We start from the raw sequence: 22,569 nt of genomic DNA, 5'->3' as shown, positions 1-22,569 counted from the left end.
TAATGACTTTAATAAAAAAGTGGCGCTAAATAGCGCCACTTTTTAACAACGATATGCACAATACGGCTTTAACAGCGCAATGACGTTAAACCTTAAAGCGATTAACCAATTCATTTAACTGAATAGCTAACCGAGATAACTCTGAAGCACTGGCTGATGTTTGGTGCGAACCAGCTGAAGTTTGGTTTGCTAAATCACTAATAGTAATAATATTACGATCTATCTCACGCGCTACCTTAGATTGCTCTTCGGCTGCACTGGCAATAACATGGTTTTGATCGCTAATGCTGGTAATGTTATCGGCGATTCGCGTTAAAGCGCCTGCAGCTTCTTCTGCAACACTTTGCGCATTGTCAGCATTTTGGCTTATTAACTGCATTGCGTTTACTGCTTCTTTTACCGAACCTTGAACCTGACTAATCATTTGTTCAATTTCGCCGGTCGACGTTTGAGTACGGTACGCTAAACTACGAACTTCATCCGCCACCACCGCAAATCCTCGACCTGCATCACCCGCACGTGCGGCCTCAATCGCCGCATTTAAAGCCAGTAAATTGGTTTGCTCGGCCACATTGCGGATCACTTCAAGCACTTGGTTAATCGATGACACCTTGTCAGCCAGTACGTTAATTACATTGGTACTTTGCTGCACGTCGGCGTTCATTTTGCCAATCACTGTGCGAGTTTGTAGCACTTTTTGGCTACCATCTTTCGCTAATGCCGCCGATTGAACAGACGCTTCCGACGTTTGCATCGCCGTTGACGCGACTTCATCTACCGCAGAGCTCATTTCGGTAATTGCTGTTGCCGCTTGCTGCACTTCATCATTTTGTAACTGAATAGCGCGGGCCGATTCATCGGTAACCGCATTCAATTCTTCCGCAGCAGAAGCAAGTTGGCTGGCTGAACTGGCAATATGACTAATGGCATCACGCAACTTCTGTTGCATTTGCAACAAGGCATTGGTGAGCAGTGTCAATTCATCCTGACCGTCACTTTCAATGCGCTGCGTTAAATCACCACTGGCTACGGTTTGCGCCGAACGAACCGCCTGCGCCAAAGGCTGATTAATACTGGCTGAAATAAACAATGCGATTGCAATAGCGATGATTACAGCCAATATAATCAAAATTATCACCAGTAATCGCGCTTTTTCAAACCCTGCTATAGAATCCGCTCGAGCAGTAGCTGCTGCAGCTTCATTTAACTGGGTTAATTTGAGTAAATTAGCTGCCATTGCATCCGTTAAGGGATTAATTTGCTGTAATAAATCCAATGCTAAGCCAGTTTCATCTTGTTTTAAAAACTCAATCGATTGCTCTTGCAAGCGCAGGTATTGCGCTAATTGTGCCTCAAACTCATCATAAATTAGTTTTTCTTCTGCACTATTAATTAATAATTTATAACGTTGCTCAATTTCCAGCGCTTGTTGCCTTAGCTCAGTCACAAGTTGTAAAGTCGGCACTTCGTTATTGATGTCAGTAGTTAACATTAAACGCAGTGTTTGTACTCTTAATCGAGTTACAGTATTGTTCAGCCCAGCGACGTTCGTTAACGAAGGGATCGTATTTGTTTCTAGCAAATTTGCCCGCGCACGAATCTCAGACATCGTCGATAAATTATATAGACCCAAAGCTCCCAGCATAAATGCCAAAAAACCAAACGCAATGAGTAACCGTTTTTGAATACCTATTGTTCTTAACATAACCAGCCTCATCCTTAAATTGCCACCTAATTACGACAGTGTCGCATATCAGGTGCTCGCGTACTTTCATACCAATTAACGCATTCAGGTTACTTTAGCAGTAATCTGGTGTGCTGAAAGGTTACTTTAGCAGTAATCTTAATTGCTGACAGATTTTTGTTACACTTGCAAAATAAAAAAAGATAAATGTTGATCATACGCTTGCACTACCAAGAGTATAAATGTGCAATATGAACTCGGTAGAAAGATTTTACCACTTAAAATTCTATCTTTGCCGAAAAAACCAACGTAGTAAAACCACGTTGGTTTTGTTGGGTGCATTATGTGCATGCCCGCAATAGCATACGGGCAAATTCGACGGGAGCCCGCCGCTACCTTAATACAAGTGGCGGTGAGCATTACATACTGAATCTCACCCCCAAATACGCCGTCCGCTCTGGTGCAGGCTCAATACCGTCCGTTCTCACGCGACTATAATAGTTTTCATCTAACAGATTATTAATACCGGCATACAATGCCCATTGCGCAGATAGCTCATACTCGGTACTTAAATCGACTACCTGATAAGAGGGGATCTTGGCATCAATCATCGCAGCACCTGTGCCACGAGGTAGATTAGAATCTTGCCAGTACTGATCGCCGACCATAGCCAGGCTAAGCGCGGCAGTCAAGCCATTACTTGTATAGTTTAGCCCAGTACGTACTAGGTAATCTGGTGCAAAAGACACAGTGTTGCCCACCAAGCTACTCGTAACACTGCGGGTAATTTCCGCCTCTAACCAAGAGGCGTTTGCAAAGGCAGTTACATTATGACCTGGCGACAATTCAAACGCATATTCTAGGCTTAACTCAACACCTTGATGACGCGAATCGCCGCTATTTACCCGCTCAATATCCGTAATATTCACCTGAATTTGTTCAATTTTGTCTTTGAAATCGATACGGAATACACTGACATCAAAAGCAAACTGCTCTGTTACCTGACTGCGATAACCCAATTCATAGTTCATCGCTTTGGATACTGAGGGATCGTTAGTACCCGCTAACTCTGAGGTGGGGTTAATTAAATCATCAAAGCGTTGTGGGCGATAGGACTCTGACATATTGGCATAAACTTCAGCGGTATCAGATAGCGTATAACCTGCACCCAGACCAAAGAGTAACTCATTGTACGTTCGATCTAAATCAATCGTATCACGGCTCAAACCCGGGCTTTTCACTAACTCCACCATATCGTAATTGATACGCTCATAGCGTACAGCTGGCGCTAAACTTAGGTTGCCAAAACGGAACAGATTTTCCGCAAATAGCGCAGTATAGGTGGTGACGCGGTCTTGCTCAAAACGTAAATTCGCAGCATTTTGAGCGTCAGACGTCAGATCGCTATTACGGTGTTGAGTACGCGGGCTGTCACCATGGTAACCAGAACTTCCTGTAGTAAGGATATGGTTATCCCCCCAAGCTAGGCTATAACGCAGATCATAACCTAGGTTACGAAATTGCTGCTCATCAATGGTTGTCGACGTAGGCGCTGCCGCAGGCGCTACAAAAGCGCCAGAACGACGGCTAAAACGATCCATGCCCAGATACCAGATTTTGCCATTTAGACTCGATGCGGCATCGAGCTGCTGCTCATAGGTTAAACTCGCTAGCGTTTGATCAATCTTGACACGGTTAAACGGCGTTTTCACTAAATCACGATTGTTGGCAAACTCGGCCGAGGTTAAGCGACCCGCTTCACCCGAGTCTGAGCTATACACATCCAGATTGGCGCCGATTTTGATGTCTTTAAAGCCTTCGTAACTCAGCCCTAAATAGCCAGAACTAACATCAAAATCTTCGTTGTTACGTGGGCCATCGGCACGACGATGATCAAAAGAGGCCATAAAACCCGTATTGCCTTGTGACCAACTCGCTTCATTATAGGTACTGTACAGTGAGTTACTCCCCACAGCATGCTCAGTGACGATACGAGTTTCAGCTTGGGCAGAAGGACCACGGGTAACAAAATTGACCACAGGACCGATTTGCGGGCCGTAAAGCAACCCTGAGCCACCACGAATAAACTCAACACGTTCGATGCGCTGACCACCCGGCATATAGTACATAGTGGCATAACCAAACATGTTAGCACCCAGCGGTACATTATCTTGATAAAAGGCGACAAATTCAGATTCATGCGGATCGCCTAAGCCACGATAATTCACATTGAAAATACTAGGAATTTTCTGTTCAGACACTAATAAGCCCGGTAAGGAAGCAAACATTTTACGTAAATCGGGTTCAATCAACGTTGGCTGTTCGCTTAAATCGACTATTGATGTTTTTTTCCCGGCAAGCAACATGCCTTTTTGAACATCAGACAGGGCGGAGACCGATTTTTCTACCGTACCGCGTACTTTTAACACTTCGACATTGTCGTTGTCTTGCATGGAAGGTAACGAGGATGAGAGCACAGCCGTGTGCGCTTGTGCCACAACAGAAAACAGCACTAAAGAGACCGCCGTAGCAACATATTTTTTTTGCATAATAGAACCACCGACCAAGTTAATGTTTATGAGAATAATTCATATTAACATTTAACTTTAGAGATAGAATGCTCATTCGCGGTTTTTAATGGTTCTTTAATCTAATGTTCATAATAAAGCGCGCCACCCTTTGCAAAACGGCTAGCACCTTAGAAAAGGATGGTTTCGCAATATGCAGTGCCGTTAATATCCGGTCATTTCCAAATACCCTTTGCCCGAGTGACTTCCTGTAAAGCGAATAGGCCCTTCCCAGTAAGCAATGCCCGTCCCCATCCAGGCATTGGGATTAAGCGCCTGCGCTTGAATGGCAATACCGAGATCCGCTACCGTTAACTGCCATGCTACGGGGACGCGCTTCCCCGCGACACTATGCTGTTGTATTGGCTGCATAGTAATTTGCTGTGATTGTAATGGCTGAGTGCGGCCATCAGCCGCAATATAAGTACCTGAAAAATAGTGTTCAGCATCTGCGTGGCGCAACCGAAATAACATCAATTTATCGCCATTCGCTAGATGCAGGGAAAACCAATCCCATCCCAGCTGATTGGCCGCTAACGGCTGGCTACTCCATTCCCGATCCAGCCAGGCGTCACCTGTAACGGCTAACTGCTCATCTCCTATTTTTATCTCTCCCGACACCGCTAGAAAAGGCAAACTTAGGTAATAAGAGGCTTGGCCTGCAGACGATTTTACGCTGACACCCTGCTCACCATGCAAAATAGCGGGTCCCTGCTTTTTTAACGTTAATGCATAGCTAAAGTCGGCAGTGTCGGCATGCAAGGTAAAATGGGTTGCATCCGTGTCGCTAGCAACAAAAGACCAATTATCGATCCAAGCTTTAAATGGCTCTGGGCTGACCCCCGCTTGGTTAATGCCGCCGCGCGCATAGGTATCCGCAAAAAAATGTTGATTGGCACGGGTTAGCCCTACATGCCCAAGCCAGCGCTGTTGACTTGCCCACCCTTCGCGCTGCGGTGCCGGCGCATCCGCATACCGAAACAGCGTCCACTGAATTCCCAGCTGTTCGCCAAACTCTGTCTCCAGATTAGCCGTCACATACCACCATTCAATACGATACTCAGGGTGCTGATCCAGCGCCGCGGGATACTCGATGACATTGCCTGGCACAACCTGAGCGAATTCATCGGCTGTCGCGCCCAGCCCCGCGAAACCTTCACTGGGCGGCACCGGCTTACAACCAAGCAGCGCAAGCTGCACAAGCAAAACCAGAAGTAAGACAACTTTATTGCTCATCACGAAACCCTTTTAACAGCGAGCTAGGCGAAGTGAACTGCAGTGTTAACACCGGAATAATGGCCGCTAAGAAAGCACTTACCAGCGCAGCCATGGTTAACAGCAACCATTGCGACGGAAAAAACTGCCAAGGCAGCGCCCAACCAAAAGAACGCACATTAATCACCGCCACTAAGCAGTAACTGATCAGTAATCCCAGAGGTATGGCTAATAGTGCAGTAAGCAAGGCTAACGACAGTAACTTAAGCAACTCGGTGCCCACCAGATAGCGTCTGGACAGGCCACAGGCCCAAACAGGGGCGAGGTGTCGTAAACGCATGGTCGATAATGTGAGTAAACTGCTAAATAGCGCAATCGCGGCAATCAGTAACACCAACACATTCAAAGCGTTTGTCGCAGCAAAGGTGCGCTCAAATAATTGTAGCGAGTAACGTTTAACCGCGTGTTGATCGATAACTTGCGTCTCGTTTAGCGAAAATTGCGCTGTTAACGCCGAGATCAGCTCAGCCACAGCCGTGGGTTCAACCCGCAGTGCCGTGCTGCCACGCTCGGTGTCTGCCCAATTACGCTGTAGCGTCGCCAACGACAGCAACACCTGTCCTTTCGGATTACCATAATCACTGAATATGGCACTGATTTTAAAGTCAGTTTGCTGCATTCCCGACAACGGCAGTGTATCCCCTAACTTCAGGTTAAGTTGCCGAGCCAATTGTTCGTTAATCATCACCGCAGCATTGTCGGCCATCGCTTGCCACGCATCAGGGGTGCTGCTAAGCAGCGGCCAATGCTCACTATAAGTACTGTGCAGTTGTATGCCACGTAATTCGACTGGGATACCCGCTACCTGACTGTCGATACCCGCAGAGGGCAGCAAAGCAGAAACATCAGGGTGTTGTAATAGCCAAGCGTCCACCTGCTGCGCTTGCGCTTCGTCATCAATCCGCAAATACACCTCTGCCGCCAGGCGCTGATCAAGCCAGCCGGTAAAGGTGTTACGAAATCCTTCCACCATACCGCCAACACCAATGCTGGTGGATAATGCCAGCAACAACGCCACTAATGCCACACTGAGGTGAGACACCTGCATACGTGCGTCTGCCCATAGCCATTGCACCACCGCAGAACGTGAACAACGCTGTCCTAGCCGCAAACAGGCGTTTAACGTGGCGGGCATTAACAAGGCCGCACTGATAAACATCAAGGCCAGCAATAAGAAGCCACTGAATAGGGATTCGCCAAACCAGGCAATACCCAGGGCCAGCAAAACGCAGATGCTACCCGCGCCCGTCAACAGCGCAGGATGATCTAAGCCCTGTGCATTGCTACGAGTTTGACTTAGGCTAGTATTCCCACTAATAAGCTTAACCATTGGCACTATGGCCGCCAGCAATACGCCTCCCCAGGCAATCACTAAACCCTGTAGCCACCACTGCCAAGATAGCGTCAACTCGCCCAGCGCACTTGCCCCATACAAGCCGGTTAAACTGGCTGAAAAATCCGGTAACAGCAGCACGGCAATCCAATAGCCTAGCGTTAACCCTGGCAGGGTGATTAGCCCGCTCAGCAATAATAATTCTATTAGCAGCCAAAACGTTAATGCGCGTTGACTTACGCCACAACTGAATAAAATTCGCCGCAACACAGCACGTTGTGCCATGGCCAAATGGATAGCGGAATACACCATCAAGAGCCCAACTAAAAACGCCAACATACTCAGTGCGGTAAGATTTAAATGAAAACTGGCGGTGAGCCGCGAAATGTCATAATCACTCTGCGGGATAACGACGCGCAGATGTGCAGATAACTCTGCCGGTAGTGTTTTGGACGTGTTGGTATCAAGCAGCAACAGCCGGGATAACTGATCGGGTTGTTTTAGCCAATATTGCGCGAGATAAATATCCGTGATGATCTCGTTATCAGCAATGCTGGAACTCACCCTAAGGTTAACCAGGTTGCCGTCTGGATTATACGGAAAACCGGTTTGTACTGCCGCATCAAACCAGGGTTTAATCTGCTCTGCCGTGGCCGGCGATACCCAGATCTCCCAAGGCGGCGTTAAAAAGCGCGTTAACGAAAAGGTACTGGGCAAGCCAGTGTCTGCAGCAGAAGATACCCCGCCATGTTGCAGTGTCATCGGCTCAATACCAATGATATTAAGCGTGTCGCCGGCGCTTATATTGGGTAGCGCACCCTCAACCACCGGGGTTAGCTGCCAGCCTAAGCGCCGCAACATAATATAGTCTGACTCGGTAAGCGGCTGTTGGTTAACCGGCACAATTTGCGCTTGGTTAATGCTGCTAAAGCGGCTAGCTGCTTGATCGTAACTGGCGCGTGCGTGTTGATTTAAAGCTTGCACACCACTCCAAAGCGCAGTGGCGGCCAACAATCCCAACATAAAGGTGCCAAGCTGCACCGGATGCCGCAGCCAATGGCTGAGTAACGCATGCAATACCCACATCGTGGAGTAACGCCTCGGCACTAGCTTAACCGCCCTTGTTTTAAGATCATGGTGCGATCCAGCTGGGTCGAGAGTAAGGCACTGTGCGTGACCATCAGCAAGCTGCTTCCGGTTTCTTTAATCAAGGTTAGCATCAGCGCCATCACCTGCTCAGCATTGGCTTCGTCCAGACTGCCGGTGGGTTCATCCGCCAGTAACAATGGTGTTTTTGCCAGTAAGGCGCGGCCAATGGCCACACGTTGCTGCTGCCCGCCTGACAGCTGTGCAGGATACCGCTGCAACAAGGCCGCCAGCCCCAAGGTTGATACTAGGTGTTGTAGCCAGTCAGCGTCTAGGTTGCCAGCCAGACGGGCTTGAAAGGCTAAGTTATCCTGAATGCTTAAACTGGGGATTAAATTTAATTGCTGAAAAATCACACCAATATAATGACGCCGCAGCTGCGCGCGCTGCCGATCCGGTAATTGCGTCAGATCTTGCTGGTTAATCAGGACTTGGCCATGATCGGCTTGCTCAAGCCCGGCCAAAATATGCAGTAAGGTCGATTTTCCACAGCCCGATTCGCCCATCAAGGCCACACTTTCGCCTGGTTGGATGTCAAAACTGACATCACTAAACAGCGGCAGTGGGCCTTGTGAGGTAAGGTAGGTTTTCGCTAAACCAACAACGTGCAGCATAACTTTCCTAACAGCATTAACAGCAGTCTGTATTCTACGCGCCGGTATGCCGTTTGGGTTTAAGTAATCCGATGCCCAGTGCCGCCATGGCCACCGCAATAACCGCATTTAAATAATTAAAAAAAGCATAAGGCGCAAAATCCAGCACATCCACGCCAAGGGTTGCCGTATAAAAAGCGCCAGCCGTCGTCCATGGGATCAGGCCAGTGGTCATGGTTGAACCTTCCTCAACCGAACGCGATAACACAGCAGGATCCAGCTGTTGTTGCTGGTACTTAGGTTTAAACAATTGGCAATTTAAAATAATCGAAATATAGGCCTCGCCCATCGCCACATTGCCTAAAAAGCCTGAGACGATGGTGGTGGCGACCAGTGAGGCCGTACGTTGCACCCGTTTGATAATCCCCGCCAATAAAGCAGTTAAAAATCCCGCGCCATGCAAAATGCCCCCCAGTGCGATTGCCATTAAGGCTAAAAGCAAGGTCCAGCTCATACTACTGATCCCGCCACGCCCTAGGAGTGCATCGAGGCTGGCAATACCGGTATTTTGTGGGCTGTTCTGCCAGAGCGCGTTAAGCACGCCGATGGTGCTGCTATCTTGATAAAAAATGGCAATCAGCACCGCCAACACAATGCTGCATGACATAGTGACTTCAGCAGGGACTTTTTTGATACTCATTACGGCCAATACAACTAGCGGCAGTAAGGTAATAAATGGCGCCAAACTAAAATGACCAGCCAATGCCGCTTGGAGTGCACTCACGTCGGCCAGATTAATATGCTGTTCGCCATAACTAAAACCTATGCCAAGAAAGATCAAAAAGGTCAGGATAAAGGTTGGCAGCGTGGTAAATAGCATAGAATAAATATGCCGGTAAAGATCGGTGCCTGCGCTCATCGCGGCCAGGTTGGTGGTATCAGAAATAGGCGACATTTTATCCCCAAAGGTGGCACCACACACCACCATGCCCGCAATTAAGGGTAAAGGAATATTCATCGTTGCACCAACGCCCATCAGCACCACGCCCAAGGTGCCCACGGTACCCCAGGATGTGCCTGTTGCCACCGACATCAGTGCACACAGCAATAGTCCCACAGCTAAGAAAATACTAGGATTTAACCAACTCAGCCCGTAATAAATTAAAGTGGCAATAGTGCCACTGTGCATAAAGCTGGCGATAACCATCCCAATCAAAATAAAAATATAAATGGCAGGCATCGCGCGGGTTAAAGCGCTAGTCATCAGTTCGCGGATCTGCGCATACCCATACCCCAGGCTAAAGGCATTTAGCGCGACCCAGAGCAGGCATAAAAACATCAGCGTGTGCAAACTGATCCCCAAACCAAACAAACCACCGGCGATCAAAACCACAACAACGCTAAAACAAAGTAGAGACTGCAAAAAACCAGGACTACGCACAGCGGTAGGCGATGTTAAAGACAAGATTGCACCACTAGGTAAAAGGGAAGGTAATCAAGAGTATATCAGCAGAACATGCTGGCGCGTAGATAATTTATACAAGGCAGCGCCTGAAGAAAACGTCTATTACGCCTGACAACATTACAGGAAACTTATCTAAACAGGTAAAGGTACTGACTAAAATAAAACGTCTGATATTGCGTTTACACTGTATTAGTTAACAGCCACAGTGGGCCACATCGATACGATGCAATACCAAGCAGTAAACGCATTTAGCCGCCGCTTGTTGCTGCGATGTTGAGCAACCCCTGCCGCCTTTCCCCCTATGTAGTCATGTCGATGGCTAAGGAACAATGATGCAAAGTAACACAGCGCAACAGATCCGAGCGGCAACCGCATTAAAAACCAGCTTTATTGCGGATGCCTTAGCAATGCCGGTGCATTGGTTTTATCAGCCCATGGAAATAACCCGCGCCTTCGCCGGAGGTATCCAAGGCTTTGCAGCCGCACCAGCTTTTCATCCCTCGTCTATTATGTCTTTACACTCGAAACAGACCGGCGGCAGGCAGTCTGCGGTAAAAAACCCTAAAGGCCAAAACGCGAACGCTGCCACGACACAAATTGTTGGCGACGTTATTTTAAAAGGCAAGGCGCAGTTTTGGGACAAACCGAATGTGCATTATCATCAAGGTATGCAAGCAGGTGAAAACACCCTCAATGCCCATTGTGCGCGTGTACTGATCCGCACCTTGGCTAGCTTAAATGGCCGCTACAATGCAAAAGCCTTTATTACCGCCTATATCGACTTTATGACGATGAGCCCAGCTGCACACCCTGATACCTATGCGGAGTCTTATCATCGGGGCTTTTTTGCCAATTGGGCGCAAGGACGCGATCCTGAAGCCTGCGCCATGCTGACCCATGATACCGCTTCTGTAGGCGCTCTGGTGACCCTAGCCCCCTTAGTGTTTGCAGAACGCCTGAGTGGCGCCAGTGAAGCCGAGATAAAAGCCGCGTGTAGAGCGCATTTGGCCCTAACACACCCGGATGAAGCCTTAATGCGAGTGGCTGATCACTATGTACAACTGTTATGTGCACTCTTAGCTGGGCCAGACAAAACGCAGGTTAAAGCCCTCTTGCTTGGCGCCAGCAAAGCGGTGCCGGGGGTAGATTTAGCGTCCGTACTGCAACGTAACATGCCCGATAATCAGGTGATTGGTCAGGTATTTTCCAGAGCCTGTTATATCAGCGACTCGTGGCCTATCGTGCTGTATTTGGCCTGCAAATATCAAGATGATCCCTGGCAAGCGCTGCTGGTAAATACCAATTTAGGCGGCGATAACGTACATCGCGGTATTATCTTAGGCACCCTGCTGGGCTTACAAAGTGACCTTGTGGCGACCCATTGGTTTGAACAATTGGTCGACCACAAGGCGATTGCACAAGAAATTGCTGCGCTGTTTACTCTGGCAGACGCTCCCAAATAGTCAGCTCAGAGAGCGTATGCTGAAACTTGTGCTGCGTTTCGCGGATCACAAAGGGCACTTTGCGCGGCTCACCGACTAACCTAAAGTGGCGCGATAGATGCGCCTTTAGGCCATCCAAGGTGCTGTAACTTTCGCCATCCTTTTTAAAGCCACCAAGCCATTCATGCTTAGGCGTATGCTCTTCCAGCCAAGTATAGGGAGACGCAATAATGAGCAAGCCGCCCGCATTAATGCGCGGTGCCATCTCAGCCAAAAAGCGGCTCGGCTGGTATAAACGATCAATCAGATTCGCCGCCAGCACAAGATCGTACCCAGTAAATTGCGGTTTTAAATTACAGGCATCACCTTGATAAAAGGCCACACGATCTGCATAGGCATCTAACCCTAAGGCATTTAGGGTGCGGGTATGGTAACTGACCAAATCCCCTTCCTCGACACGGGCATAATGCACTTCGCCTTGCTCTGCCATTCTTGCGGCAAGCCCGATAAAGTTCGCAGAAAAATCCACACCTTCTACAGTGTCGAATTGTCGGGCTAATTCAAAGCTGGCACGACCACAAGCACAGCCTAGATCCAGGGCTTTGCCTGTTACCTTACCCTGCATTGCCTCAATCGCAATATCAGCCAAGGCTTTTGGAAAACTCTCTACGCCATACCAGGTATCGCCAAAATGAAACTCGGCATATTCTGATAATAGCTTATCGCTTTCATAGTATGCGGTTGACGACGATGCCTCGGTATTAGCAGCCACATAACGAAAACCGGCATGCTGAAAAAAGTGGCGACGAAACGCATAGCGCGCACTGAGCCGGGCTTCATTACCGGCAGAGATCCACGAGCCACCCTTGATCAGATTGTGCTCACCATCAAAGGTAGGGGTAGTAAAATCATCATAAAGCGGATGTACTTTGAAATGGTTAAAAGGATAGATCGCGGTTTCAGTCCACTGCCAGACATTGCCAACCACATCGTACCAACGGCCATGCTGAAAGCGCGTTACAGGGCAAGATGAGGCAAAATGATCAAGATGCAGGTTCGCGGCAGCAGGTGCCTCGCCCACTTCATTAACCCCTGCTTCGGCACATAATCGGTACCATTCATCTTCGGTAGGCATACGAATTTTTTGCCCACTCTCGGCCGTTTTCCATGCGCAAAAGGCTTTGGCCTCATGATAATTTACTTCAACAGGCCAATCCCATGGCATAGCAATTTCTTCGGTCATTAAGCGCAAACGCCAACCATTGTGCCAGCGCCAAAACGTCGGATGTTTGGCCTCGGTATACTGACGCCAAGCTAGCCCCTCCTCAGTCCAAACATGATCTTGGGTATAGCCGCCGTCTTCAACAAATTCTAAAAATTCTTGGTTACTCACCAGGTATTGACTGGCTTTAAACTCTGCCACCTCGGCCTGATGTTGGCCATACTCGTTATCCCAACCATAAAAGGCGCTATCAAAAGCTTTGCCAATATTCACCGCACCCGCCGGCACGGTTATCAGCTTGTTTTTAGGCGCCTGACCGGTTTCTTGACAGATTGGCCACTCAGGTAATGACTGCACTTTCGCCAACACCTGCTGTCGGATCAGCACTGTAGAGGTTTCAAGATGAATACGCTCATGCTCAATGCCCATTACAATAGGCCACCAGCTGTTGTCCCAATCAATCGGCAATACCAGCTCGAGCGTGTTGATGAGATCCAATACGGTCGCACGCACCTTGGCACGATACTCACGCACAGCATCCACACTGGGCCAATCGAAATGCGCTTCAGATAAATCATCCCAGCTCATTTCATCCACGCCAACAGCAAAAATAGATTCCATGTGCGGGTTGATGCGCGCGGATATCAGCTTCGCTAAGATGAGTTTGTTGATAAAAAACGTGGCGGTATGACCAAAATAAAAAATCAGCGGATGGCGCAGGGCGATAGGCTTTTGGTAAAACCCAGTATCGTCGCGCAAGCAATCAAACAGTCGGGTGTAGGTGTCAAAGGTATTGGTAAAATAACGGGCAATTTCTGCCCGCTTCTCAGCTATATTACCGTCATTAAGTTGTGGCGTTCTGCGTAATGGCATAACGTTGCTAGAGCTGATAGCGGTATTTGCCATCGCTTCAAGGTGATGTATAGGTAATGTCATTGTCAAACACAATCCTTTTAATAGTTTGTGGCGCAGAAATAGGATAAATCCCCAATAAATGACCAACGTTTAGCGTGAACTCAGCATTTATCAATGTCGGCACTTTTGCTTGTTATCAATTGCTTGTTATCGCGGGGATTGCCCCGCAGCCGGTTTACGGCCTCTTCTAAGTACGCCCGTGCGCAGCCATAGTTCAGACGAAAAAAATCTTTATTACCAAAAGCGCTTCCAGCCGAAGGGCCAACGCCTCGGGCTTCGCACCAGGCTTGGGTATCAGCAACACCTAATTGGCTGGCATCGACCCACAATAAAAAGGTGGCGGCAGGTGAAATTACCTGTAATCCCGCTATCTGGTTAATCTCATCGACTAAAAAATCACGATTCTGTTTTAAATAGGCTAATTGCTGTTGATGCCAGAGATCGCAATGGCTAAACGCTGCCTGCGTTGCCGTTAACCCTGTTATCGTAACCCAAGGTAACACCCCTTGCGCCGCCTGATTAAAGGCCGCGCGTAATATTGGATTGGGAATAATGGCAAAGGCCGTACCCAAACCCGCAACATTAAAGGTTTTACTGGGGGCCATTAATGTCACAGAGGTATCGGCCAATAATGGATGTGCACTGGCAGGAAAATGTGGCACAGCATCTAAAATTAAATCGCAGTGTATTTCATCAGAACACACTAAGACGCCATGCTTATTGCAAATTTGCGCAATGCTGTCGAGCTCCTCTTGCCGTAACACTGAACCTTGCGGATTCATGGGATTACATAGCATAAATACACGCGCTTTGGGATCTGCGGCCGCCTGTTCTAACGCAGCAAAATCCAAAGTCCATCGCCCGTCAACTAACACAGTGTCGATGCAAATGCGCTCCATATTATTGAGCGCAGGTGCGGCTAGCATCGGCGGGTAATTGGGCGTGGGTACTATAATTTTATCGCCTGTTTGGCATACTGCTTTAATAAAGAGGTTAAATGCCGGCACAATGCCAGGCGTCCACACCAGCCAACTGGGATCAATTTGCCAGTTATACTGGCGTTGACACCACGCAACTACGGCGGCAATCGCCTCAATATCATGCTCTGGCAGGGTGTAACCAAAGATACCCTCGTCAATTCGCTGATGTAGCGCCGTTAAGATCGGTTCAGCACAGCGGAACTCGGTATCGGCAATCCACATGGGTAAGATGTCGGTTCCCTTGTAGCGCTCCCATTTATAGGCTTTTGAGCGAGAACGATCGGGTTTTTCATTAAAATCCATTGTTTGCCTTAATCGTCCTTATCGCGTAATTGACGATGGTATGATTAATAGTAAGGTATATACGATTCATTGGACACGCTTATAGTTATATACTTTCTTTACAGTATTCCGAACGAAAGCAAAAAATGGCTTATAAAAATGTTTCTGCTAATCACATTATCAGATTCATCTTATTTAAACAGCGTTTCTACGTTTTGCTTCGAGCAATAACGGGAAATGGCTGTCTTGTTAGTGGCAAGTGGCTCAAGTGCACAAACATTGGAATTTACCCATGCAAGATTTTTTAAATGCACTAGTTGCCGAACTTAAGTTGATAACACAACGAGGTAAGGTTGCCGATTATATTCCTCAACTTGCCAGTGTTGATCCCGCTCAATTTGGTATTGCTGTTTGCACACCATCGGGCGACAGCTTTACCGCAGGAGACGCTACTACGCTTTTTTCTATTCAAAGTATCTCTAAGGTTTTTACCCTGACCATGGCACTGGGTAAGATCGGTGATGGCCTTTGGCAACATGTAGGCAGAGAACCCTCGGGTAATCCTTTTAATTCGATTGTGCAACTTGAACATGAAATGGGAAAACCTCGCAATCCCTTTATTAATGCCGGCGCAATCGCCGTTGTCGATGCCATCATGATGGGGCATGAACCCAAAGAATGCCTAGGCGAGATCCTCAGTTTTGTCCGCTATCTGGCTAAAGATGACAGTATTTGTTTTGACCGCGTCGTTGCTGCGTCTGAAATGCAGCATCGGGATCGCAACGCCTCTCTGGCACATTTTATGAAAGCGTTTGGCCGCTTACGACATGATGTTGATAAAGTATTAGGCACGTATTTTCATCAATGTGCTATCGCCATGAATTGCTTACAACTGGCACAATCTGGATTATTTTTAGCCTCTGACGGTATTGATAAAACCATGGGACAGCGCATTGTCTCTGCACAACGCGCCCGCCGCATTAATTCATTAATGATGATGTGTGGGCACTATGATGGCTCAGGGGAGTTTGCTTTCAGAGTAGGTTTACCCGGTAAAAGTGGCGTGGGGGGTGGTATTCTTGCTATCGCGCCAGGTAAAGCGTCTATTGCCGTCTGGTCGCCTGGTTTAGATCAACAGGGGAACAGTCTTATCGGGACACTCGCGCTGGAGCGCTTGGCACAATTTACCGGCTGGTCAGTGTTTGGACAAAAGTAGCGAGACGTTTCTCTCAGCCAGCGTAAGTCAGATCACCCGCTATCTTAAAGCACACATACCATCGCCAATAACATCACTAGTAATCATCTTAGATAAAGGTGCTTGGCTTGAACCTTTTAACTTTATTTTACGTAATTGATTACGTGTTTATAGGGAATTGCCATGCTTTAGCATGGCTAAATCCGCCGCATCTTGGGTTGTTACGTTGTGCCATAAACACACCGTGCCACAAAATCAAGTGATACCACCAATATGGACAACACAGCAGCATTAATACAAGAGTATTTGACACTTACACGCGAGGTTATGCCCCAATTAGCGCAACAGCTAAATAGAGCACAGGGCCAAAAAAGTGTTAGAAAATGGCCGGTTGAGCACGATCATTGCTTTCAACGGATCGTGCTAGATACTATTTGTGAAGGGGTATGGTACGACTATATCAAGTCACCTGCCTACAAACATTTAAACGCGACGCAAGCAACAGCAGCGGTTCAGTTATGCAGGCGCATTATTAGTGGTCAGGAAGACTTAAAGCAATTAAACGAAAATTCGCTTAAATGGCGGCAAAAACAACACACTTTTTCATTCTAAATACGAAGAATAAACAATGAGTAAACGAACCTCTCCCAAAGATGCCGTAAACGTTATTTTTGCTGACGACATTGATGATATTGTGGTGGACAAGCGTAACCAATGGCGAGCAAACGCAGCAAAAGCTAGGCGCAGACAGCGTCGTTATAAACGTCTAATCACAAAAGAAATTTTTCAAGACGCTCAGCAACAGATCGAAAATGAATAATTTCAGAACAGTTAAAGCGGCAGTAACGACGTTGCTTGCGCTGTGCCAAGTTGCTCTAAGCAAAATGGTGTCAAACACAGATTTTCATCTGTAAAGGCATTATGACTTTCTGTCTTTAGGATCAACTCCCAATATCCTCAGCAATCCACTTCTAGCTGAAAAACGCTAAATACAAAGTGCGGCCACTGAGCAGTAAGGTGGCGGAAAACACAGCAAATCCTAGCAGGTTTTGGCGCCTGCTGTTGTGATAGGCGCCCATTAGCGGTGAATTGACCGCGGCGAGCAAACACAAAGTAATAATGGGCAACAAAATACCGTTTGCTACCTGAGCAAACCAAATAATACTCAGCGGCCGCAGCCCAAGACTCGACACCACGATACCAATCAGCATAATCAGTAACCACGTTAACCGGAACTGCAATGGGCTTAACTGAAGTAAACCACGTAGTGCATAGGCGGCAGCTAACGGTGCGGTAATCGCCGACGACAGCCCAGCCGCCAACAAACCCAGCGCCATTAAATAGGTAGCCGCTGCGCCAAACAGCGGCTGCAACGACAAGGCCAGATCGCCAGCGTTATTCAACACTAACCCTTTGCCAAAATATGCGGTAGCCGCAGTAGACAGCACCGCCAGAGTGATCAAACCACCCAACGGAATCGCGGTGCGTAAATCGGCCGCTGACTCGGCAAGTGCATTAATTTTATCTGGCTGTTGCTGCCATTTGGTAGCCGAGCTAGCTGCGTGCAAGAACAGTGAGTAAGGCACCACCGTTGTACCAATTAGCGCAATCACCGTAAGCGTGGCTCCCGTAGGAATTACCGGTAACAACAAGCCGCCGAGCATGGCGCCAAACGCCGGCTTGGTTAATAACATGGTGCTGATAAACGCTAGGCTCATCAGTAACACCAAGCCAATCAGACAACGTTCAATTAGCCGATAGCGGCCATGCCATAACACCGCTACAGCCACTGCCCCCAACAATAGCGCCCAAGGGTTCAGCCCAATCAATTGTTTTAAACCAACGACAACGCTGTGCTGGCCCCAAATGGCATCAGCCCCCAGACTGGCACCGGTTAAATTGCCGCCCTGATAAGCGCTGTTGCCAATGATCACCGCGGCCACCACCAACGCATACAACAATGCTTTAAGTATGGGCTGGCGCACCATCTTACGTAAATTTTCGCCCAGCCCTTCACCGGTAAAAATACCAAGCCGCGCCGCCATCTCCTGCAAAATCATTGTCGCAACAACCGAAAACAATAACGCCCAAAGCAAAGCATAGCCATAATTCGCGCCAGCTAGAGACGCGGTTACCACCGTGCCTGGGCCAATAAATGCCGCAGTAACCAACGTGGCTGGGCCTAACCGGAACAGCGGACGCTTAGCCGGCAAGGGCAAGGTTACAGCCATAAGTACTCCGTGAAGATGGCGAAATTAACAACTCAGACTATAGTTGATTTCGGATATGGCAGTAAACCATCAATAAGCCTAGCGCTTTAAAAGAAGATCATGACGAAAACCGGAAATATGGCAAAGCGTGGCGAGCAATCTTCATAAAACTGCCATTATTGCTGCTGTTGATTACGCTATGCTGTGATTATTCGAGTATTGCGATTTGAGGTCGTATTGTCTCAGCAGGATATCTTGCCAGAGTTGGCGCAACTGCAGCAATTACTAGCCACGGCACCACCCGAGCTGCATACTGAAGTGCTCTGTACGGTGCCACATGCTTGCGGCCCCTTGCCGGTTTATGCGCTGCGTTTTGGCAATCCGCAACCTACTTTACCGGCTATAGCGCTTATCGGCGGCGTGCATGGGTTGGAACGCATCGGTACTCAGGTGATTTTGGCTTACCTACAAACCTTGTTACAGCGGCTGCCATGGGATCAGTGTTTACAGCATACGCTTGAACATTGCTGTATTTATGTTGTCCCCCTGTTAAACCCTGCAGGTATGGCCAATGGCTGGCGTTCTAATGGTAACCATGTTGATTTGATGCGAAACGCCCCACAAGATTGCACTGAAGGTGCTGCCTGGCTGGTCGGTGGTCATCGACTGGGTACAGTTTTGCCTTGGTATCGAGGTAAACCTGGTGTAATGGAGGCAGAAAGCCAAGCCTTGGTGAGTTTTGTCCGCCGTGAGTTGTTGGCCCGGCCCTGTTCGCTAGTACTGGATTGCCATTCCGGTTTTGGCCGCACCGATCGCTTATGGTTTCCTTATGCGAAAAGCCGCCGTCAGCCGATGGCACATCTGGCAGAAATGTACCGCTTGCGCCAGCTGCTGTTGGATACTTATCCGCATCAGAATTACATCTTTGAACCCCAATCGCAGCATTATTTATGCCATGGCGATTTATGGGATTATTTGTACGATATGGCATTACGCCAAAACAGCCTGCTATTACCCTTAACGTTGGAAATGGGCTCGTGGAACTGGGTCCGCAAAAACCCCTTTCAGTTATTATCGAGCTTAGGCATGTTTCATCCGATTAAGCCGCACAGGGTAAAACGGGTTTTACGTAGCCATCTGATCCTGATTAATTTTTTAATTAATGCTACGTTGTCTTATCAGCAGTGGTTACCAGTCCCTCAACGCGAGCAACTTAAGGCTGAGGCCATCTCGTTATGGTATTAACTAACGAGCAATCTTTGCCAGATCACACGCCGCTGCTTCTGCTACGTGGTTTAACCCGTGAGCAGCGGCATTGGGGGGAATTTGTCCCAATACTCGCGGAGAAACTGCCTAATCCGGTGTTATGCTTTGACTTTGCGGGCGCTGGTGAGCTCTATCAAGAACGCTCACCTACCACGATCAGCGGCCTGCGCCAATCTGTGCGCAACCAATGGCAACAGCATAAATCTGCACAGAAGACCGCACGGGTGCACCTCGTGGCGCTGTCATTAGGCGGGATGCTGGCGATTGACTGGGCCTTAGCTTATCCTGACGAAGTCGCCTCAGTTACCTTAATTAACTCAAGCGCCCGCCCATTAGCACCCTTTTATCAACGGCTGCGTTGGCAAAATTATCCGGCAATCGCCAGCGTGTTCTGGTTATCGGCTGCCAGTCGAGAGCAACGTATTTTGCAACTGACCAGTGCCCGCGCTTACCAAAACCCAGCTATTGTGGCCAACTGGCAGCGCTGGCAACAGCAAAAGCCGGTATCCATGGCAAATGCGCTACGTCAATTATTCGCAGCCAGCCGTTTTACGTTACTGCAGCCGCTACTATGCCCGACGTTGGTGCTCAGCAGTCAGGCTGACAAATTGGTTAATCCACAGTGTTCCGTTGCCTTAGCGAATTTTTTACAGGCGCCACATCAGCAACATCCTTGGGCTGGTCATGATATCGCACTAGACGATCCTAATTGGCTGGCGGCACATATCGCGGCTTTTGTTTCTCAGTCTGCTTAAATACCGCTGGTTTACTGGCATTAAAAGTATACTAGACTTACGCTAATCCAAGGAAGCAAGTATCTCGGCATATGCTATTGATATGTCTATCATTGCTCCAAAACGAGCAAACCCTTTTCAAACAGCTTTTTTAATTGTTTAACCAGTTGTAATTTATGCTTTTTGCTAGCAGTTATTAAAAGTAGCAAATGGACATAGTAAAAATGTATAAACGCTGGTAACACGCTGCGCAGCTTTCCACGCTTAATTTTGGCGTTAGATACCAAAGGAATCATCATGGATAGATTAGAACTAAAAGTCCCACCTATTATTCAAATGGTTATAACCGCAAGCCTCATGTGGATATTGGCAGTTCTATTACCCACTATGAGTATCGCGTTTTTCGCATCGGCGCTCGTTGCACTTGTTTTGGCATCAATTGGTGTAGCTGTCGCGATACTTGGTGTTCAGGCGTTTCTTGCTGCTGACACCACCATCGATCCGAGAATACCGAATCAATCATCTAGCCTCGTTACTAAAGGCGTGTATAGTATAAGCCGAAACCCAATGTACGTTGGCTTCTTGCTCATGCTGGTTGGTTGGGGTGTTTTTCTTTTTAATATCGTGAGTTTTTTGCTACTGCCGCTTTTCGTGATGTATATGAACAGGTTTCAAATCACTCCAGAGGAGCGATACATGCGTAAAAAATTCGGACAGGAGTACAGTCAATACGCAGCAGCGGTACGCCGTTGGGTTTGATGATTTACTAACAACATGCTAAATCAGTTATTGAATAGCAATACTGATACCCCTAGAGTTTCAACGCACGCATAAAGGCTGTTTGCAGAGAAAAGGATTTACCTTTGTATGACAAACACTTCACAAAATAGCCTAAACACGACTTTATGCGTACTTTTAGGCATCAAAATCGCTTATAACCGTTTTTAATTTATCCGAACCTGAATCTTAGAATTCATCTTCATGGCAGTCACTTAATACGTCAAGCAGCCGCATCACACACATCCTGTAAACGAAGCAGTTTCATAGCAACCACTCCTTGGTAAATGAATAGAAACAACCTACCATAATAGAAACTTAGCGCAAGGGTTAAACCCTTAATACACTTAGAGGCAATAATGGCTGCTGAGAGCGGATATCACCTACTCGTACCAACCTATAGCAGTAGCTTTAATACCTGTTTTTACTGTGGTTGTATTGCTGCTGAATTTGATTATGCCCCTCCAGTACAATATCGTGATTTTTATCTTGCGACGAAAGAAGCCTCGGAGTTCCTGAAAATACCAACATGCGGCGAATGTCATGAGCATTTAAAAGCATGCAAAGCTGGTACGCTTGAAGAACGAAGAACGTTTGCTAAAGATAAATTAGCTAAAAAGTACGCAAAAGCTTTAACCATATATGAAATGTGGTCTGAAAATGAATTAAACGATCTCGATTTTAGTCTACGCCACAGCATTGAAGCAGGTTTGACCTTAGGTGAAGAGACAACTGAAAGGCTGCGCTATCCCGGTTTTGATTATGAAGCTGCTGAGCACCAGCAAAGTGTCCCCTACAATACTCCAAAATATTTTGAAGTGTTTGGCGATCAGTTTACTACATTCAGAGAGGCATTAGATTTTGCTAGTAAAGCGTATCGTATTCCCAAAAACACCTTAAAAGAGTATTTTGCTGATAATAACAATAGCTTTGAAGAAGCCATACATGCTATTCACAAGGAGGTTGCTGAAAAGGAATTTACTAAACAGCTTAAAACCTTATGTAACGCTTTTGCCAAAAAACACAAACAACCTATCATATTTGTGCACAAGCAAGTTGAACGTTACTTAAGCGAAAACGAAGAAATGACAATACCTGAAGCACTAGAACATTTGTTTTTAACTCGCGTGATGCCACAACAAAAGATTATAAAAGGCTAAATTTCTCTAAATTTTAGATTGAACGCACTGATTACTCGAAATGAACCTCAGTTACCATACCTAAACGTTAACTCTTCATATCCTTGCTCCAATCACTAGATCACCATTGCATCTTATACACGCAATATCACAGATACAATTGCACACTTGTTTATTTGACCGTCTCATAGTTACTTATTTACCTTTCTGCACGCGGGAGAAGGTAAGATCTCTGCTGGCTCCGGCACAAATACTGTCTTTACCGAATTTTTGAATCTCTGCACAACGTCCAGCCAATAATACTATTACAAAATCTGCTGATTCAATGCATCATAAAATTAAAA

17 protein-coding genes are annotated in these 22,569 nt (G+C 47.3%); 8 read left to right on the top strand and 9 right to left on the bottom strand.

All coding sequences use genetic code 11. The features are described 5' to 3' along the window. Window positions 1-85 precede the first annotated feature (85 nt). From IE070_RS04290 to nhaC, 6 genes are all read right to left on the bottom strand, one after another. Complete coding sequence (locus IE070_RS04290) at window positions 86-1,705, bottom strand: methyl-accepting chemotaxis protein (RefSeq protein WP_189480837.1); 1,620 nt, start codon at window positions 1,703-1,705, stop codon at window positions 86-88. Between the two features lie 398 nt (window positions 1,706-2,103). Further along, window positions 2,104-4,233, bottom strand: a complete 2,130-nt coding sequence (locus tag IE070_RS04285; RefSeq protein WP_189480836.1) for a TonB-dependent receptor family protein — start codon at window positions 4,231-4,233, stop codon at window positions 2,104-2,106. A gap of 183 nt (window positions 4,234-4,416) precedes the next feature. Further along, on the bottom strand, window positions 4,417-5,487 hold the full coding sequence (locus tag IE070_RS04280; protein ID WP_189480834.1) for a lipocalin-like domain-containing protein: 1,071 nt from the start codon (window positions 5,485-5,487) through the stop codon (window positions 4,417-4,419). Further along, window positions 5,477-7,945, bottom strand: a complete 2,469-nt coding sequence (locus IE070_RS04275) for an ABC transporter permease (RefSeq protein ID WP_189480832.1) — start codon at window positions 7,943-7,945, stop codon at window positions 5,477-5,479. Before IE070_RS04275 ends, IE070_RS04280 begins: the two co-directional genes overlap by 11 nt. A 20-nt stretch (window positions 7,946-7,965) precedes the next feature. Beyond that, a complete protein-coding gene (locus IE070_RS04270) occupies window positions 7,966-8,619 on the bottom strand; it encodes an ABC transporter ATP-binding protein (RefSeq protein ID WP_189480830.1) in 654 nt (217 codons plus the stop codon). A 34-nt stretch (window positions 8,620-8,653) separates the two neighbouring features. After that, window positions 8,654-10,063, bottom strand: coding sequence for a Na+/H+ antiporter NhaC (gene nhaC, locus IE070_RS04265; protein WP_189480828.1), 1,410 nt, complete (start codon window positions 10,061-10,063; stop codon window positions 8,654-8,656). Window positions 10,064-10,392: 329 nt separating this feature from the next. Between nhaC and IE070_RS04260 the strand changes: the two genes are divergently transcribed. Further along, the gene (locus IE070_RS04260; protein ID WP_229796922.1) at window positions 10,393-11,526 is read left to right on the top strand and encodes an ADP-ribosylglycohydrolase family protein; all 1,134 of its coding nucleotides are present in this window, start codon (window positions 10,393-10,395) and stop codon (window positions 11,524-11,526) included. Here IE070_RS04260 and ovoA read toward each other — a convergent pair. Next, window positions 11,501-13,600, bottom strand: coding sequence for a 5-histidylcysteine sulfoxide synthase (gene ovoA, locus IE070_RS04255; protein ID WP_373296919.1), 2,100 nt, complete (start codon window positions 13,598-13,600; stop codon window positions 11,501-11,503). The two genes, IE070_RS04260 and ovoA, sit on opposite strands and share 26 nt — an antisense overlap. Before the next feature lie 143 nt (window positions 13,601-13,743). Continuing rightward, the gene (locus IE070_RS04250) at window positions 13,744-14,925 is read right to left on the bottom strand and encodes a MalY/PatB family protein (protein WP_189480822.1); all 1,182 of its coding nucleotides are present in this window, start codon (window positions 14,923-14,925) and stop codon (window positions 13,744-13,746) included. A 271-nt stretch (window positions 14,926-15,196) separates the two neighbouring features. Here IE070_RS04250 and IE070_RS04245 point away from each other — a divergent pair, with 271 nt between their 5' ends. The 3 genes from IE070_RS04245 (at window position 15,197) to IE070_RS04235 (ending at window position 16,919) form a co-directional block, all read left to right on the top strand. Next, a complete protein-coding gene (locus IE070_RS04245; protein WP_189480820.1) occupies window positions 15,197-16,120 on the top strand; it encodes a glutaminase in 924 nt (307 codons plus the stop codon). A gap of 252 nt (window positions 16,121-16,372) precedes the next feature. Then, entirely contained in the window at window positions 16,373-16,711 is a 339-nt protein-coding gene (locus tag IE070_RS04240) for a hypothetical protein (protein ID WP_189480818.1), read from the top strand. 16 nt (window positions 16,712-16,727) lie between these two features. Continuing rightward, window positions 16,728-16,919 (top strand): hypothetical protein, encoded by a 192-nt coding sequence (locus IE070_RS04235; RefSeq protein WP_189480816.1) that lies wholly within the window; start codon window positions 16,728-16,730, stop codon window positions 16,917-16,919. Between the two features lie 151 nt (window positions 16,920-17,070). Here the strand turns inward: IE070_RS04235 and IE070_RS04230 are convergent, their stop codons facing one another. Then, complete coding sequence (locus IE070_RS04230) at window positions 17,071-18,330, bottom strand: Nramp family divalent metal transporter (RefSeq protein WP_189480814.1); 1,260 nt, start codon at window positions 18,328-18,330, stop codon at window positions 17,071-17,073. A gap of 216 nt (window positions 18,331-18,546) precedes the next feature. Here IE070_RS04230 and IE070_RS04225 point away from each other — a divergent pair, with 216 nt between their 5' ends. The 4 genes from IE070_RS04225 to IE070_RS04210 all read left to right on the top strand — a co-directional run bounded on the left by IE070_RS04225 (window position 18,547) and on the right by IE070_RS04210 (window position 22,246). Further along, window positions 18,547-19,554 (top strand): M14 family zinc carboxypeptidase, encoded by a 1,008-nt coding sequence (locus tag IE070_RS04225; protein WP_229796921.1) that lies wholly within the window; start codon window positions 18,547-18,549, stop codon window positions 19,552-19,554. Next, on the top strand, window positions 19,545-20,330 hold the full coding sequence (locus IE070_RS04220; protein WP_189480812.1) for an alpha/beta fold hydrolase: 786 nt from the start codon (window positions 19,545-19,547) through the stop codon (window positions 20,328-20,330). The genes IE070_RS04225 and IE070_RS04220 overlap by 10 nt, the downstream gene beginning before the upstream one ends. A 276-nt stretch (window positions 20,331-20,606) precedes the next feature. Next, window positions 20,607-21,068, top strand: coding sequence for a methyltransferase family protein (locus tag IE070_RS04215; protein WP_189480810.1), 462 nt, complete (start codon window positions 20,607-20,609; stop codon window positions 21,066-21,068). A gap of 377 nt (window positions 21,069-21,445) precedes the next feature. Next, on the top strand, window positions 21,446-22,246 hold the full coding sequence (locus tag IE070_RS04210) for a hypothetical protein (RefSeq protein ID WP_189480808.1): 801 nt from the start codon (window positions 21,446-21,448) through the stop codon (window positions 22,244-22,246). Window positions 22,247-22,569 lie beyond the last annotated feature (323 nt).

The sequence above is a fragment of the Alishewanella tabrizica genome (genome assembly GCF_014652375.1).
Classification (GTDB): domain Bacteria; phylum Pseudomonadota; class Gammaproteobacteria; order Enterobacterales; family Alteromonadaceae; genus Alishewanella; species Alishewanella tabrizica.
The sequence above is the reverse complement of the archived record's forward strand: the minus strand, read 5'-3'. Positions and strand labels throughout refer to the sequence as shown.